Genomic DNA, 15,407 nt, shown 5'->3' with positions numbered 1-15,407 from the left:
CAAAAGACTAGCTTGAGCAGCTGACCTCCAGCCGCTTGCCCCAGTCAGGCGGGCGGCTGACGTAATCATCATCCCGGTCGGCAAACGGCGTGCGCAACGCCACGTGCAGACGGTGTAACTCGTCGTACTCGCCCTGCTCTGCCTGCTCAATCGCCCGCTGCGCCAGCCAGTTGCGCAACACCATCGCCGGGTTCGTGGCGTTCATCTGCGTCTGACGGGTCGCGTCATCCACCTGCTCCTGCTGCAGCCGCACGCGGTAGGATGCAAACCAGTCGTCAAACGCCTGTCTGTCAATAAACTCATCGCGCAGCGGCGAGGCGGTGCTGTGCTGCTCCGTCTGCCCCAGCATCCGGAAGGTGCGCGTGTAATCGCTGCCCTCGCGCGCCATCAGGGCAAACAGGCCATTGAGGATGTCGTTATCGCCCTTCTCCTGCGTGACCAGCCCCAGCTTATTGCGCATCAGCGTGCCATATTCCCGCAGTAAGATCTCCTGATAGCTGTCGAGCGCATCATTCAGGGCATCAACGTCGATAAACGGCGACAGGGTTTGCGCAAGCCGCTGCAGGTTCCACAGGCCCACCGCGGGCTGATTGTCAAAACTGTAGCGCCCCTGATAGTCGGAGTGGTTGCAGATATAGCCTGGCTGATAATCATCCAGGAAACCAAACGGGCCGTAGTCAAAGGTCAACCCGAGAAGCGACATGTTGTCGGTATTCATGACGCCATGGGCAAAGCCTACCGTTTGCCAGCGGGCAATCAGGGTGGCGGTACGGGCCACCACGTCCCGGAACCAGAGAACGTATTTATCCGCCTCGTCCTGCCAGTGCGCCCAGTGGTGACGAATGGCAAAGTCTGCCAGCTGGCGCACCTTTTCCGGCTCGCGACGATAGTAAAAGTGCTCAAAATGGCCGAAGCGCAGATGGCTTTGCGCGATACGCATCAGCATAGCGCCCTTTTCCACGGTTTCGCGCACAACCGGCGTGTCGCTGGTCACGATCGACAGCGCTCGGGTGGTGGGGATACCCAGGGCATGCATCGCTTCGGAGCCCAGGCACTCGCGGATCGTTGAACGCAGAACCGCGCGCCCGTCGCCCATCCGCGAATACGGCGTCAGGCCCGCGCCTTTGAGGTGCCAGTCAACCGTCTCCCCGTTGGGAAGCTGTTGTTCACCGAGCAGGATCCCCCTGCCGTCGCCCAGCTGTCCTGCCCAGACGCCAAACTGATGTCCGCTATAGACCTGAGCCAGGGGTTGCATACCGGCGAGAAGCGTTTCGCCTCCCCAGACGCCAGCGCTCTCTGAACGCTGAAACAGCTCAGGCGGAATGGCCAACTCTTCTGCCAGCCGATCGTTATGCCAGATAAGACGTGAATTTTGTAATGGTGTGGGTTTGAGTGCGGTATAAAATCCCGGCAACTCGTCATGCCAGCGAGCAGTAAAAGACAGGGTCATAAGTCCTCCTGCTTTTAGTGTAGAGGGTTTACCCGGACTTAAACACGGGCGAAAGCAAGGGTTATCGCTGCTGAACCAGCGTAGTGACGTGTTCCGCCGAGACGGCAGGCCAGAGTGTCCCCTGCATGGCGCCAAAATTAAAGGACAGCACGCGCTGTAAGAGGCCGTGGTCATCAATGCCTGAGACAATCACAGACTGGCAGTGTGGCGTGATTTGCCAGAGGATGGCGCGCATAAAGGGCTCAAAAGAGAGTTCCGCCGCACGCTGCTGAATGAAGCCTTTATCGAGAATGACCCGTTTAAATAATCCATCGTAGACCGCCTTGAGCGATGCCGCGCCTGCGCCAAAGTTTGCCAGCACCAACGGAAAATGGATCGCCATTCTCGCCAGCTGAAGATCGTCCTTTCCGTTATTTAAACCTGGATAATTCTCATTAACAGTAAACTCAAGAAACGGATAACGCTCAAGAATTGAAACAGCGTTTCCATTACTTAATAAAAATTCAACTATTGCAGGTGTAATATTGATCCACGCAATTAACTGATGCTGAATAAAAAACAGTTTACAGGTATCAAGCAATTGCAATTTTTCGTTAAACAGCGTTAACTCTTCAGCCGCTGAAAGTCGTGGGATAACAAGCTCAGTGGGGATCCGCACATCGCTGCCGACGCCAGTAAAGTTAACCAGAATTTCTAAACCTTTAAGCTCCCCTGCGCTATTACGGGCAGGCAGAAGCAGCAGTTCAGACTGGTAAGCATTATCTAGCGTAATTATCATTGCACTCGCCCCGCATTAAAGATGAGAGAGGACATCCTGGAGCAATTGCCGACACAATTCCACTGTCTTGATTTTAATAAGATTAATTTCATTAGTTCCGTATTAATTTTCAGATTTATCCCTGAATCTAAAATAATCTTATCCTGGTTGCAGAATAATAGCCAGTTTTAGATAAAACAGACACATGCGGGATTCGCTAATTTTAGATAAATTTAACTTTAATCATCTTATTTGAGAAAAAACGGCATGTTTTATTCGTTTCCATGCCGTCATAAGAGAGGTATACGACGAAGACTATATACGTCGTGCCTGCCAGAAATTTTTACGCCAGTAGACATTATCCAGGGAAGAGCGCATCACGCCGCGGCTGGTTGACGCGTGAATGAACTGGTTGTCAGTGTCATAAATGCCCACATGAAGACCGCTTTCCCCCGATCCGGTTTTGAAGAAAACCAGGTCCCCGGGCAGAAGATCGTCTTTATCAATTTCCGTGCCGATTTCTGCCTGTTTGCGCGTTTCGCGCGGCAGCTGTAAATCAAACTTGTCGCGGAAGGTCATCAGAACGAAGCCGGAGCAGTCCACACCGCCACGGCTCATACCGCCGTAGCGATAAGGCGTGCCGCGCCAGTTGCTCAGCTGATCGTTGAGGCTGGCGATGACGGTGATCGAATCTGAAAGCCGTGGGTTAGGCGGCGGTGCACGATGGCTACTGCATCCCGCAAGAAAAAGTGCGGCCATCAGGAGAAACCAGAATCGCATTTTCAGACGAATCCTCTGCTTTTTTTGTTCTTTTCGTAATTTAGCGTGCAATTGTGCTCACAGGCAAGAAACGCTTACTCCTGCCCGGTCGAAATCAGCATCTTATGGCCCTCGATATCCAGCCTGCGGAACGACATGTTGTATGCGCGGGCAAGATTGGGCGGCGTCAGAACCTGATCCCGCGTACCGCTGGCGATCATCTTCCCCTTCGCCAGCAGCCACACCCGGTGGGCATGTCGCAAGGTGTGGTTGAGGTCATGGCTGCTCATCACCACGGCGATGCCTTTTCGGCTCAGCGCGCTTAGCAGCGTATCCAGGGCCGCCTGCTGCGCCACATCCAGACCGCTCATCGGTTCATCGAGAAGCAGCATCCGACCATGCGGGTTACCAGCCGGGTGGATCTGGACGATGACAGCCGCCAGACGCACCCGCTGCCATTCACCGCCGGATAGCTGGCTGACATGCCGGGAGAGTTTATCTTCCAGCCCCAGCGCCGCGGCCACGTCCGCCAGCAGCGCCGTACGGTGTTTGTCGTGCAAATGCAGCATCAGATACTGCCAGACCGGCATCGCAAAGGGCGGCACCTGCTGCTGCACGAGATAGCTGCGCCGATGCGCCAGTGAGACCGGCGACCAGTCGGCCAGCGTATGCTCCAGCAACGTTATCTGCCCTTCTCCGGCAGTCATGCCCGCCATCCTTGCCAGCAGCGTGCTCTTTCCGGCGCCGTTTGGCCCGACAAGATGCAGGATTTCTCCCGCATTGACGGTGCCGGTTATCGGCTCCAGACGTCCCTTCTCGGCAACGTCCGTGAGCTGCATCAGCAGTGACATTATTTCGCCAGCGCCAGCTTGATAGATTCCATGACGATCGGATCTTCAGGGGTCATATCCGGTGAAAAACGCTGAACGACCTGGCCGTCGCGACCAATCAGGAATTTTTCGAAGTTCCAGAGTATATCGTCCGGGTAAAGCGGCGCGCGGCCTTTGCTGGCCATGCGTTCATAAAAACCGCTGCCTTCCGGCGCAACGGCTTTCGGTGCGGCAGCGATCAGCTTCGCATACAGCGGATGGCGGCCTTCCCCGTTGACATCGATTTTACTGAACAGCGGGAACGTCACGCCGTAAGTGGTGCTGCAGAAAGTTTTGATCTCCTCTTCGCTGCCCGGCTCCTGGCCCAGGAACTGGTTGCAGGGGAAGCCCAGCACGGTGAAACCGTCTTTTTCCCAGGCTTTCTGAATGTTTTCCAGCTGCTCGTACTGCGGCGTCAGGCCGCATTTGGATGCCACGTTGACGATCAGCAACACGTTGCCTTTGTAGCCTTCCAGCGTGGTTTTATCGCCATCAATGGTGGTCACTTCAGTATTCAGGATATCTGACTGCATAGCATTTCCTCAGGTTGTCGATTTAACGTCCAGCTTTTAATAGTAGCCAGATAAAGACCGGCGCGCCCAGCGTGGCGGTCACCACGCCGATGGGCAGCTCTGCAGCCGTCAGGGCAAGCCGGGCGATGATGTCAGCCACCAGCAGCGTGACGGCCCCGGCAACCGCCGAGGCCGGAAGCAAGGTTCGATGGTCCGTGAGGCCGCACAGACGGAGCATGTGCGGGATCACCAGGCCAATAAAGCCAATCGCGCCCGCTAGGGCCACGCTGACGCCGACCAGCCAGCCAATGGCGATCACCAGCGCATTACGCCAGAACCCAATCGGCATGCCCAGCTGGCGGGCTGAGGTTTCACCCAGCGCGAGCATATTCAGCGGCAGCGCCTGCAGGGCAGCCCACACGATGACCGGCACCAGCAGCGCCATCAGCCAGCCCTGCTGCCAGTCGACGCCGCCAAAGCCGCCCATCATCCAGTACATGAGCTGCCGCAGGTCAAAGGAGGTCGAGAAGTAGACCGCCCAGGTCATCAGCGCGCTGCAGATGATCCCCAGCGCCACGCCGGCAAGCAGCAGACGGCTGGTCGATAAATGCCGTCTGGCAAAACGAAGCAGGATGAGCGTTATCAGTAATGCGCCAAGGATCGCGCTCAGGCTAATACGCCATCCGGAGAGTTCGCCTCCGCCCAGCATTACCGCCGCAATCAGCCCCACGCCCGCACCGTTGGACACGCCGAGCAGCCCGGGCTCCGCCAGGGGATTCTCAAACAATGCCTGCATTATGGTGCCGCACAGCGCCAGCGCGGCGCCCACCAGCATCACCGCGACGGTACGCGGCAGACGAATTTGCCAGACGAAGAGCTGTCCGTCAGGCCCCCACCAGCTTTCGGGCCCTATCCATCGGTCACCGGCGCAGAGGCTAACGCCTGCGGCAATAATGAGCAGCAGCGCCAGCAAAAGCAGGCGACGCCGATCGGAACGGTGCTGGTGATGGGCATAATCAAGCATGTGTACGGTTTTAGTAGCGTGAGATGTAATTGATTTTACGGCGGGTTTACCAAAGAGCGCAAAGAAAAAAGGCCGCGTGGGCGGCCTTTTTAGTTAGTTCATATTACTCTGCTTTGGGCGTTGCGTTTTCGACACGGCTTTTTAACTTCTGGCCGGGTCTGAAGGTCACCACGCGGCGGGCTGTAATGGGAATATCTTCCCCCGTCTTCGGGTTGCGGCCCGGACGTTGGTTTTTGTCGCGCAAATCAAAATTGCCAAAACCGGAGAGTTTTACCTGCTCACCATTTTCCAGAGCACGACGGATCTCTTCGAAAAACAGCTCTACCAGCTCTTTGGCATCCCGTTTGCTAAGCCCAAGCTTATCAAACAGATATTCTGACATTTCAGCTTTTGTAAGCGCCATAGGTTCAATCCCTCAATGATGCCTGGAATCGCTCTTTTAATGCCTCTACACATTTGGCGACGGTAGCGGCAATCTCCTCTTCTTCGAGTGTACGGCTGGTATCCTGAAGGATCAGGCTGATAGCCAGGCTCTTAAAGCCCTCTGCTACGCCCTTGCCGCGGTACACGTCAAATAAGTTTACGCCAACTACCTGATTTACGCCAACTTTCTTACATTCGGCCAAAATATCTGCTGCGGGCACATTTTCCGCGACCACAACCGCGATATCACGGCGGTTTGCCGGGAAGCGGGAGACGTCCTGAGCCTGAGGAATCACGCGGTCTGCCACCAGGTTCCATTCCAGCTCGAACACGATGGTACGGCCGTTCAGGTCCAGTTTACGCTCCAGCTCAGGGTGAACAACCCCAATAAAACCAATGCGTTTGCCGTCTAAATAGAGGGCAGCGCTCTGGCCTGGATGCAGGGCCGGGATGGCTTCTGCGCGGAATTCAATTTCAGATAATTTACCGGTCAGATCCAGAATCGCTTCCAGATCGCCCTTCATATCGTAGAAATCAACCGTGCCTTTTGCCAGGTCCCAGTGTTCTTCATAGCGGTTACCGCTGATGGCGCCAGCCAGCATGAGATCCTGACGGATGCCTAAATTTGCCTGATTATCCGGTACAAAGCGCAAACCGCTTTCGAAAATTCGCACGCGGTTTTGCTGGCGATTCTGGTTATAAACGATAGTGCCCAGCAGGCCCGTCCACAGGGACAGACGCATCGCGGACATTTCGCTGGAGATTGGGCTTGGCAGGATCAGCGCTTCCTGACCCGGGTGGATCAGCTGCTGCAGTTTTGGATCAACAAAGCTGTAGGTGATCACTTCCTGGTAGCCTTTGTCGTTCAGCATGGTTTTCACACGCTTCAGGGACAGGTCGGCTTCACGGTGGGTGCCCATCACCAGACCGGCCTGGACAGGCTCGTCAGGGATGTTGTTGTAGCCATAAACACGGGCCACTTCTTCCACCAGATCTTCTTCAATTTCCATGTCGAAACGCCATGACGGCGCAACGGCTTTCCACTCGCCCTGACCTTCGGTCACGTCGCAGCCCAGACGCTTCAGGATATCGGTCACCTGCGCATCGGCAACGTGGTGCCCAATCAGACGATCCAGCTTGCTGCGGCGCAGGGTGATGGTCGCACGCTTCGGCAGCGTCGCTTCGTTGGTGACGTCGATCACCGGGCCCGCTTCGCCGCCGCAGATGTCGATCAGCAGGCGGGTGGCACGTTCCATTGCTTTGTACTGCAGCGCCGGGTCAACGCCACGCTCGTAGCGATGAGACGCATCGGTGTGCAGACCGTGACGGCGTGCGCGACCGGTGATAGAGAGCGGGCTGAAGAACGCGCACTCCAGCAGCACGTTTTGGGTTTCGTCGTTGACGCCCGAATGTTCGCCACCGAAGATACCGCCCATTGCCAGCGCTTTGCTGTGGTCAGCAATCACCAGGGTGTCAGCGTTCAGTTTCGCTTCGCTGCCGTCCAGCAGAACCAGGGTTTCACCCTCTTTCGCCATGCGCACCACAATGCCGCCTTCGATACGATCTTTATCGAACGCGTGCATTGGCTGGCCCAGCTCCAGCAGAACGTAGTTGGTCACGTCAACCACGGCGTCGATAGACCGGATACCGCAGCGGCGCAGCTTCTCTTTCATCCACAGCGGGGTTGGCGCCTTAACGTTGATGCCTTTCACCACGCGACCGAGGTAGCGCGGGCAAGCATCCGCAGCGTCAACCTGAATAGGCAGCACGTCACTGATGGTCGCTTCAACCGGCGCAATGTCCGGCGCGTTCAGTTCGGTCTGGTTCAGCACGGCAACGTCGCGCGCCACGCCGATGATTCCTAAGCAGTCGGCACGGTTTGGCGTGACGCTGATTTCGATGGTGTTGTCATCAAGCTTCAGGTACTCACGGATATCGGTGCCGATTGGCGCATCCAGCGGCAGCTCAATGATGCCGTTGTGATCGTCGGAAATACCCAGCTCGGAGAAGGAACACAGCATGCCTTCAGACGGCTCGCCGCGCAGCTTAGCCGCTTTGATTTTGAAATCGCCCGGCAGTACCGCACCGACTGTCGCCACGGCCACTTTCAGCCCCTGACGGCAGTTTGGCGCACCGCAGACGATATCCAGCAGACGGTCACCGCCTACGTTTACTTTTGTTACGCGCAGTTTGTCCGCGTTAGGATGCTGGCCGCACTCTACCACTTCGCCGACGACCACGCCGTTGAATGCGCCAGAAACCGGCTCAACGCCGTCCACTTCCAGACCAGCCATGGTGATCTGGTTAGAAAGCGCGTCGCTGTCCAGCGTGGTGTTCACCCACTCGCGTAACCACAGTTCACTGAATTTCATTGTTCTGTCCTGCCCTTATTTAAACTGTTTGAGGAAACGCAGATCGTTTTCGAAGAATGCACGTAAGTCGGTCACGCCGTAGCGCAGCATGGTCAGACGCTCCATGCCCATACCAAAGGCAAAGCCGGAGTAAACTTCCGGATCGATACCCACGTTACGCAGTACGTTTGGATGCACCATGCCGCAGCCCAGCACTTCCAGCCATTTGCCGTTTTTGCCCATCACGTCAACTTCCGCAGACGGTTCAGTGAACGGGAAGTAGGACGGACGGAAACGAACCTGCAGATCTTCCTCAAAGAAGTTGTTCAGGAAATCGTGCAGCGTGCCCTTCAGGTTGGTGAAGCTGATGTTTTTATCAACAATCAGGCCTTCCATCTGGTGGAACATTGGGGTGTGGGTCTGATCGTAGTCGTTACGATAGACGCGGCCCGGCGCGATAATACGGATTGGCGGTGCCTGATCCTTCATGGTGCGGATCTGAACGCCGGAGGTCTGGGTACGCAGCAGACGCGTCGCGTCGAACCAGAAAGTGTCGTGGTCAGCGCGTGCCGGATGATGGCCAGGAATGTTCAGGGCATCGAAGTTGTGGTAATCATCTTCGATTTCCGGGCCAGTCGCCACGGTAAAGCCGAGCTCACCGAAGAAACTTTCAATGCGATCGATGGTACGGGTAACCGGGTGCAGACCGCCGTTCTCGATGCGGCGACCCGGCAGAGAGACATCGATCGTCTCTGCGGCCAGACGCGCATTCAGCACCGCGCTTTCCAGCTCGGCTTTGCGTGCGTTCAGCGCCTGCTGTACCTGCTCTTTGGCTTCGTTAATCACCGCCCCCGCTGCCGGGCGCTCTTCTGGCGGCAGCTCACGCAGGGTTGTCATTTGAAGGGTCAAGTGCCCTTTCTTCCCAAGATATTCGACGCGAACATTGTCTAACGCGGCAACATCTGAGGCCTGATTAATGGCGGCTGTTGCACTGGCAACCAGCTCTGCGAGATGTGACATGATTTTCCTCATTATGTCGGTGCAGACACCGATTTGGTGGAGTTATTCTCTCAAATTCAGGCACAAAAAAAGCCTCCATCGGGAGGCTTATCTGGCGCTGTTTTTCGTTTCATCTTTCACGCGCTAGCCTCCTGAAGTCAGGTGCTAAAGTAAAAGAAGAAGCGGAAAATAGCAGCATTCATGCTTGCGTTACCTTGTTGGGTAAAAACCGTTGAGACCTTATTGAAAAGCCTGCACGGGTAAATGTCAATCTTCTTACAGGGTTATATGAAAAGAGGGAGCCAGGCCCCCTCTCTCAACTGGCTTATGCCAGTGCTGCTTTCGCTTTTTCGACCAGAGCGGTGAACGCTACTTTGTCGAATACTGCGATGTCAGCCAGGATCTTACGGTCGATTTCAACAGAGGCTTTTTTCAGGCCGTTGATGAATTTGCTGTAAGAAATACCGTTCTGACGTGCTGCTGCGTTGATACGCGCAATCCACAGTTGACGGAACTGACGCTTACGCTGACGACGGTCACGGTAAGCGTACTGACCTGCTTTGATAACAGCCTGGAAGGCAACGCGGTATACGCGTGAACGCGCACCGTAGTAGCCTTTAGCTTGTTTCAAAATTTTCTTGTGACGTGCACGTGCAATTACACCACGTTTTACGCGAGCCATGTGTGCTCTCCTGTATCTATTCTAAGTTAAAAAAGTTAAACGAAACGACTTATGCGTACGGCAGGCACGCGATGACCAGGCCCAGATCGCCTTTAGAAACCATGGCTTTTGGACGCAGGTGACGTTTACGCTTGGTAGCTTTCTTAGTCAGAATGTGACGCAGGTTAGCGTGCTTGTGCTTAAAACCACCTTTACCGGTTTTTTTGAAGCGCTTAGCAGCACCGCGTACGGTCTTAATTTTTGGCATTTTAATAACTTCCACTTCGCATTGTTAAATAAACGAAACATAGGCGAACAAAACCTATGAAACCCGAAGGCTCCACAGATTTTGCTGCTTGAAGGCCTTACTGTTTCTTCTTAGGAGCGAGCACCATGATCATCTGGCGGCCTTCGATCTTCGTAGGGAAGGATTCGACTACTGCCAGTTCACTCAGATCGTCACGGACGCGGTTAAGCACTTCCATACCAATCTGTTGGTGGGCCATCTCACGACCGCGGAAACGCAGTGTGATCTTGGCCTTATCGCCATCTTCCAGAAAGCGAATCAGGCTGCGGAGTTTTACCTGATAATCGCCATCGTCGGTACCAGGACGGAATTTGATTTCCTTAACCTGGATAACTTTTTGCTTCTTCTTCTGTTCCTTAGAAGACTTACTCTTTTCATAAAGGAACTTGCCGTAGTCCATGATACGACAAACTGGCGGTTCGGCGTTAGGGCTGATTTCAACTAAATCTACTCCAGCTTCTTCAGCCTTTTCGATTGCTTCTCTCAGACTCACAATCCCCAGCTGCTCGCCTTCCAGACCTGTTAAGCGAACTTCCTGGGCGCGAATCTCGCCATTGATACGATTCGGACGTGCCGTTTGAACTCGTTTTCCGCCTTTAATACCTTATTCCTCCAGTTGTTGAAGACTGCGGCTGCGAATCTCTTGTTGCAGCTTCTCAATCACTTCACTTACGTCCAGGCTGCCCAGGTCTTTACCACGGCGGGTGCGAACGGCAACTTTGCCTGCTTCCACCTCTTTATCACCACAGACCAACATATACGGGACACGACGTAAAGTGTGCTCGCGGATTTTAAAGCCAATCTTCTCATTTCTCAAGTCTGCTTTTACGCGAATGCCCGCATTTTGTAGTTTCTGCGTCAATTCTTTAACGTAATCTGCCTGAGAATCGGTAATGTTCATCACCACCACCTGCACCGGCGCAAGCCAGGTTGGGAAGAAGCCGGCGAACTCTTCGGTCAGGATGCCGATGAAGCGCTCCAGAGAACCGAGAATGGCACGGTGAATCATTACCGGTACCTGACGCTCGTTGTCTTCGCCAACATAAGAGGCGCTTAAACGCTGCGGCAGGGAGAAGTCCAGCTGTACAGTACCGCACTGCCATGCGCGATCGAGGCAGTCATACAGGGTAAATTCAATTTTCGGACCGTAGAATGCGCCCTCGCCCAGCTGGTATTCGAACGGAATGCCGTTCTCTTCCAGCGCCACGGCGAGATCCGCTTCTGCGCGATCCCAGGTCTCATCGCTACCGATACGTTTTTCCGGACGCGTTGAGAGTTTGACCACGATCTTCTCGAAGCCAAAGGTGCTGTACATATCGTAGACCATACGGATACAGGCGTTAACTTCGTCACGGACCTGATCTTCAGTACAGAAGATATGCGCATCATCCTGCGTAAAGCCACGCACGCGCATCAGACCGTGCAGCGCACCTGATGGCTCGTTACGGTGGCAGCTACCGAACTCCGCCATACGCAGCGGCAGGTCACGGTAGGATTTCAGACCCTGGTTGAAGATCTGAACGTGTCCCGGGCAGTTCATTGGCTTGATGCAGTATTCACGGTTCTCAGACGAGGTGGTGAACATCGCATCTTTGTAGTTGTCCCAGTGGCCGGTTTTTTCCCACAGCACACGGTCCATCATGAACGGGCCTTTCACTTCCTGATACTGGTACTCTTTCAGCTTGGAGCGTACGAAAGTTTCCAGTTCACGGAAGATGGTCCAGCCGTCGTTATGCCAGAACACCATACCCGGCGCTTCTTCCTGCATGTGGTACAGGTCAAGCTGCTTACCGATTTTACGGTGGTCACGCTTCGCCGCCTCTTCCAGGCGCAGCAGGTAGGCGTTCAGGGCTTTTTTATCGGCCCACGCGGTACCATAGATACGCTGCAACATCTTGTTGTTGCTGTCGCCACGCCAGTAGGCGCCGGCGATCTTCATCAGCTTAAAGTGATGACAGAAGCGCATGTTCGGCACGTGCGGTCCACGGCACATGTCGACGTATTCTTCGTGATGGTACAAGCCAGGCTTGTCATCATGCGAAATGTTTTCGTCAAGAATCGAGACCTTATAGCTCTCGCCACGCTTCACGAAGGTTTCACGCGCTTCGTGCCAGCTGACTTTCTTCTTGATGACGTCATAGTTTGTTTCGGCGAGCTCGTGCATACGTTTTTCGAGCGCGTCGATATCTTCCTGAGTCAGGGTGTGGTCAAGGTCAACGTCGTAGTAGAAACCATTATCGATAACCGGACCGATCGCCATTTTGGTGTTTGGCCACAGCTGTTTGATGGCATGGCCTAACAGGTGCGCGCAGGAGTGACGAATGATCTCCAGACCTTCTTCATCTTTTGCGGTGATGATCGCAAGCGTCGCATCGTTTTCGATAAGATCGGAGGCATCTACCAGCTCACCGTTAACGCGGCCGGCGATAGTCGCTTTCGCGAGACCAGGACCGATGTCCAGGGCAACATCCATTGGGCTAACAGCACGGTCGAAATGGCGTTGGCTGCCATCAGGAAGAGTAATTACAGGCATTTTATATCCTTATTTGCAGTGATGCCCCACACATAAGAGCATATACAAAGAAAATAATCGTGATTTGACAATAGATTACGACACCATCTGACCAACAATCGTCAAATTGGTTCGTCATCATTCACCTGCCGGAAAATCAGACAACGCCGGATATACGGCAAGCCTTGCAATGTTAACACTAACAAAAGGGAGATTGCACCCTCTGCTGGCAGATTGATGTGCTGGCACTTTCGCATGAATTTGCAGGTCGCATGATCCCGGTGCTCGCATTTCAAAGATGCTGGGCTAATCTTGAACAGGTCTTTAAACCCAAAGGTGCATACTATGAACGTATCCAGTAGAACGGTTGTGATTTTAAACATCCTTTCCGCCACCGGTTTATTGTTGATTCTCGCCGAACGATTCCACTGGTTCTGAGCCGAACCCTGCGCTGGCATAACCCAATCGTTCCTGAGTAGGGGCATATTTCGGCCCTGTTTGGTAGACTGTGGGTATCAACGAACAAGGATTAGGTTATGCCAACAAAACGATTTGCCGTAAAACACTGGAAAATGGTGCTGGTGCTGATCGCCATCTGCGGCGCAATGCTGTTACTCCGTTGGGCGGCAATGATTTGGGGTTAGGGGCGAATACAGCTCATCAGAAGGGACGTTACAAGACCAGACAGAATAAACGGGCCGACATGATCATCGGCCCGTCTTCATTACATTCTATAACCCAGTGAAACCGTGGTTCTGCGGTCGGTATGATCCGGTGCAGATTCGGGTGGTGAAGAGTTCCAGGTCACGTTGTAGGCGACTTTCAGACCAAAGTGTTCGTTAATGGCCACGTTCAGCGCCGTCTCAGAGTTCAGCGTCGTATCGTCGGCACCAAATACAGAAACACCCTGGGTAAATTTGGTGTTGTCAGTCATCTGCCAGGCATAGGTGCCGGAAGCGTAACCGAGCGGTTGGGTTTTGGTATCGCCATTGGTGTACTCGTCATAACGCACACCCGGACCGAATTCAAAACGGAGGCTGTGTACCGGACCGTTCAGGAACTGACGACCATAACCCGCGGTGAACACGTCACGCTGGCGATAACCATTGTAACGGTCGGTTAACCAGCTTGCCTGACCAAACAGGTAATCATAGTCGGTCATGTTGTAACGGCTACGTCCGCCTACCGCATATTTCTCGGAAGAACGTTCGTCATTAGCGGACGTATTGCTGGCATTACCCCACAGAGACCAGGCGGTGGTATTACCGTACCAGGTAAGCGTACTGTCCGCCGTCAGAGAAGAGCTTTTCGTGTTACCGGATTGTGCCAGGTACCCAGCGTTCAGGTTACCTTCAAACGGTTTTTTCGCGGTGGAGGGATCGTCCATGACAGTAAAAACGGAATCATCGGCGGTCGCGTTCATAGCCGCAAACACGCCACCCGCCAGCATCAGTGCAGCGGGAACTGTCTTTAAAAGCTTCATTTTATTAAGGAGTCCGTACAACAAAAAAAGAGACCACACGGTCCCGGAATCTTTCTTGAGGATCAATGACAAGGCGTCCAGAGAAAGGTAACAAATTATAAAAAGCCGCAAATAACATAGCAATGTTTTCTTATTTCATTTTTTGAATAAGAACGATCCCAAAAAGCGTTTTATTTTATATATCTCCGGTCTTACTTTTATTCAGTATTGATATTTAAAATCATACTGTTATTTACGTTGCCTTCCTTACAAATGGTGCCAGACTAAAAGGAACCCATGCTAAAAGGAGGTAATGATGGTTTCTATCTACACCCTGACGCTCTCCCCTTCCCTTGATTCCGCCACCCTGACGCCGCAGATTTACCCGGAAGGTAAATTGCGCTGTAGCGCCCCGGTCTTTGAGCCCGGCGGTGGCGGTATCAACGTGGCGCGCGCCATTACCCATCTCGGCGGCAAGGCCACGGCCATTTTTCCCGCAGGCGGTGCCACCGGCGAACACCTGGTCTCTCTGCTGGCAGATGAACAGGTGGCCGTAGAGACCGTCGAGGCGAAAGACTGGACGCGGCAAAACCTGCATGTCCACGTTGAATCCAGCGGCGAGCAGTATCGGTTTGTCATGCCGGGCGCGAAACTCACCGATGACGAGTTTCGTCAGCTTGAAGAGAAAGTGCTGACCATTGAAAGCGGCGCGCTGCTGGTGGTAAGCGGCAGCCTGCCACCCGGCGTCAGCACGGAAAAATTAACCGCGCTTATTCAGGCGGCGCAGCAACGCGGTATCCGCTGCATCGTTGACAGCAGCGGCGAGGCCCTGCAGGCGGCCTTAGTGCCGGGCAATCTTGAACTGGTCAAACCCAACCAGAAAGAGTTAAGCGCGCTGGTCAACCGCGACTTGACGCAGCCTGACGATGTGCGCACCGCCGCGCAGGAGCTGGTGCGCAGCGGCAAAGCGCGGCGCGTGGTGGTTTCCCTTGGTCCGCAGGGGGCACTGGCCGTCGATGAAACGTCGTCCGTTCAGGTTGTTCCACCGCCGATGAAGAGCCAGAGCACGGTTGGCGCGGGTGACAGCATGGTAGGCGCGATGACGCTTAAGCTGGCGCAGGGCGCGTCACTGCTGGAGATGACGCGCTACGGCGTGGCGGCGGGTAGCGCCGCTACCATCAACCAGGGCACGCGTCTCTGTTCGCTGGCCGATACGCAAAAAATTGTCGATTATCTGTCCCGAAATTAACCCCTGTTCCCCTTCATCCTTATGGAGGGGAATGTCATCACCGAGTCGCCAAACGCAAACTATCGACTATGC

The 15,407-nt window shown here is 54.3% G+C and carries 18 protein-coding genes and 1 other annotated feature; of the genes, 3 read left to right on the top strand and 15 right to left on the bottom strand.

Annotated features, from left to right (window positions below):
- Positions 1 to 7 precede the first annotated feature (7 nt).
- The 14 genes from selO to thrS all read right to left on the bottom strand — a co-directional run bounded on the left by selO (position 8) and on the right by thrS (position 12,645).
- Positions 8 to 1,450, bottom strand: a complete 1,443-nt coding sequence (gene selO, locus ACMGGQ_RS07135; RefSeq protein WP_420289762.1) for a protein adenylyltransferase SelO — start codon at positions 1,448 to 1,450, stop codon at positions 8 to 10.
- Between the two features lie 61 nt (positions 1,451 to 1,511).
- Positions 1,512 to 2,228 carry an EAL domain-containing protein gene (locus tag ACMGGQ_RS07130; protein ID WP_048027544.1) on the bottom strand — a complete coding sequence of 239 codons (717 nt, stop codon included), beginning with the start codon at positions 2,226 to 2,228 and terminating at the stop codon, positions 1,512 to 1,514.
- A 294-nt stretch (positions 2,229 to 2,522) separates the two neighbouring features.
- A complete protein-coding gene (locus ACMGGQ_RS07125; protein ID WP_008500650.1) occupies positions 2,523 to 2,987 on the bottom strand; it encodes an NlpC/P60 family protein in 465 nt (154 codons plus the stop codon).
- A gap of 74 nt (positions 2,988 to 3,061) precedes the next feature.
- A complete protein-coding gene (gene btuD / locus ACMGGQ_RS07120; protein WP_045910266.1) occupies positions 3,062 to 3,817 on the bottom strand; it encodes a vitamin B12 ABC transporter ATP-binding protein BtuD in 756 nt (251 codons plus the stop codon).
- A complete protein-coding gene (locus ACMGGQ_RS07115) occupies positions 3,817 to 4,368 on the bottom strand; it encodes a glutathione peroxidase (RefSeq protein ID WP_048027541.1) in 552 nt (183 codons plus the stop codon). Before ACMGGQ_RS07115 ends, btuD begins: the two co-directional genes overlap by 1 nt.
- Before the next feature lie 22 nt (positions 4,369 to 4,390).
- Complete coding sequence (gene btuC / locus ACMGGQ_RS07110) at positions 4,391 to 5,371, bottom strand: vitamin B12 ABC transporter permease BtuC (protein ID WP_420289761.1); 981 nt, start codon at positions 5,369 to 5,371, stop codon at positions 4,391 to 4,393.
- 103 nt (positions 5,372 to 5,474) lie between these two features.
- Complete coding sequence (gene ihfA / locus ACMGGQ_RS07105) at positions 5,475 to 5,774, bottom strand: integration host factor subunit alpha (protein WP_003857805.1); 300 nt, start codon at positions 5,772 to 5,774, stop codon at positions 5,475 to 5,477.
- Between the two features lie 4 nt (positions 5,775 to 5,778).
- A complete protein-coding gene (gene pheT / locus ACMGGQ_RS07100; RefSeq protein ID WP_063621416.1) occupies positions 5,779 to 8,166 on the bottom strand; it encodes a phenylalanine--tRNA ligase subunit beta in 2,388 nt (795 codons plus the stop codon).
- A 15-nt stretch (positions 8,167 to 8,181) separates the two neighbouring features.
- A complete protein-coding gene (gene pheS, locus ACMGGQ_RS07095) occupies positions 8,182 to 9,165 on the bottom strand; it encodes a phenylalanine--tRNA ligase subunit alpha (RefSeq protein WP_021241084.1) in 984 nt (327 codons plus the stop codon).
- Between the two features lie 62 nt (positions 9,166 to 9,227).
- Positions 9,228 to 9,352, bottom strand: a sequence feature (Phe leader region).
- Positions 9,303 to 9,347, bottom strand: coding sequence for a pheST operon leader peptide PheM (gene pheM / locus ACMGGQ_RS07090; protein WP_001386830.1), 45 nt, complete (start codon positions 9,345 to 9,347; stop codon positions 9,303 to 9,305). It overlaps the preceding feature by 45 nt.
- Positions 9,353 to 9,469: 117 nt before the next feature.
- Positions 9,470 to 9,826: a 50S ribosomal protein L20 gene (rplT, locus tag ACMGGQ_RS07085; RefSeq protein WP_000124850.1), complete on the bottom strand. Its 357-nt coding sequence runs from the start codon at positions 9,824 to 9,826 to the stop codon at positions 9,470 to 9,472.
- 49 nt (positions 9,827 to 9,875) lie between these two features.
- Positions 9,876 to 10,073 carry a 50S ribosomal protein L35 gene (gene rpmI / locus ACMGGQ_RS07080; RefSeq protein ID WP_001124225.1) on the bottom strand — a complete coding sequence of 66 codons (198 nt, stop codon included), beginning with the start codon at positions 10,071 to 10,073 and terminating at the stop codon, positions 9,876 to 9,878.
- 97 nt (positions 10,074 to 10,170) lie between these two features.
- Positions 10,171 to 10,713, bottom strand: a complete 543-nt coding sequence (infC, locus tag ACMGGQ_RS07075) for a translation initiation factor IF-3 (protein WP_023616141.1) — start codon at positions 10,711 to 10,713, stop codon at positions 10,171 to 10,173.
- A gap of 3 nt (positions 10,714 to 10,716) precedes the next feature.
- On the bottom strand, positions 10,717 to 12,645 hold the full coding sequence (thrS, locus tag ACMGGQ_RS07070; RefSeq protein WP_008500657.1) for a threonine--tRNA ligase: 1,929 nt from the start codon (positions 12,643 to 12,645) through the stop codon (positions 10,717 to 10,719).
- A 324-nt stretch (positions 12,646 to 12,969) separates the two neighbouring features.
- Here thrS and yncL point away from each other — a divergent pair, with 324 nt between their 5' ends.
- Complete coding sequence (yncL, locus tag ACMGGQ_RS07065) at positions 12,970 to 13,062, top strand: stress response membrane protein YncL (RefSeq protein WP_021241082.1); 93 nt, start codon at positions 12,970 to 12,972, stop codon at positions 13,060 to 13,062.
- Positions 13,063 to 13,160: 98 nt separating this feature from the next.
- Entirely contained in the window at positions 13,161 to 13,268 is a 108-nt protein-coding gene (yniD, locus tag ACMGGQ_RS07060; RefSeq protein WP_008500658.1) for a small membrane protein YniD, read from the top strand.
- An 80-nt stretch (positions 13,269 to 13,348) separates the two neighbouring features.
- Here the strand turns inward: yniD and ACMGGQ_RS07055 are convergent, their stop codons facing one another.
- Complete coding sequence (locus tag ACMGGQ_RS07055; protein WP_021241081.1) at positions 13,349 to 14,107, bottom strand: DUF481 domain-containing protein; 759 nt, start codon at positions 14,105 to 14,107, stop codon at positions 13,349 to 13,351.
- A gap of 295 nt (positions 14,108 to 14,402) precedes the next feature.
- Here ACMGGQ_RS07055 and pfkB point away from each other — a divergent pair, with 295 nt between their 5' ends.
- The gene (gene pfkB / locus ACMGGQ_RS07050; protein ID WP_045336121.1) at positions 14,403 to 15,335 is read left to right on the top strand and encodes a 6-phosphofructokinase II; all 933 of its coding nucleotides are present in this window, start codon (positions 14,403 to 14,405) and stop codon (positions 15,333 to 15,335) included.
- The last annotated feature ends 72 nt before the right edge of the window (positions 15,336 to 15,407 follow it).

The sequence above is a fragment of the Enterobacter sp. BNK-13 genome, assembly GCF_048685015.1.
Taxonomy (GTDB): Bacteria; Pseudomonadota; Gammaproteobacteria; order Enterobacterales; family Enterobacteriaceae; genus Enterobacter; species Enterobacter quasiroggenkampii.
Note: the sequence above shows the minus strand (reverse complement) of the source record. Positions and strands in the feature narration are given on the sequence as shown.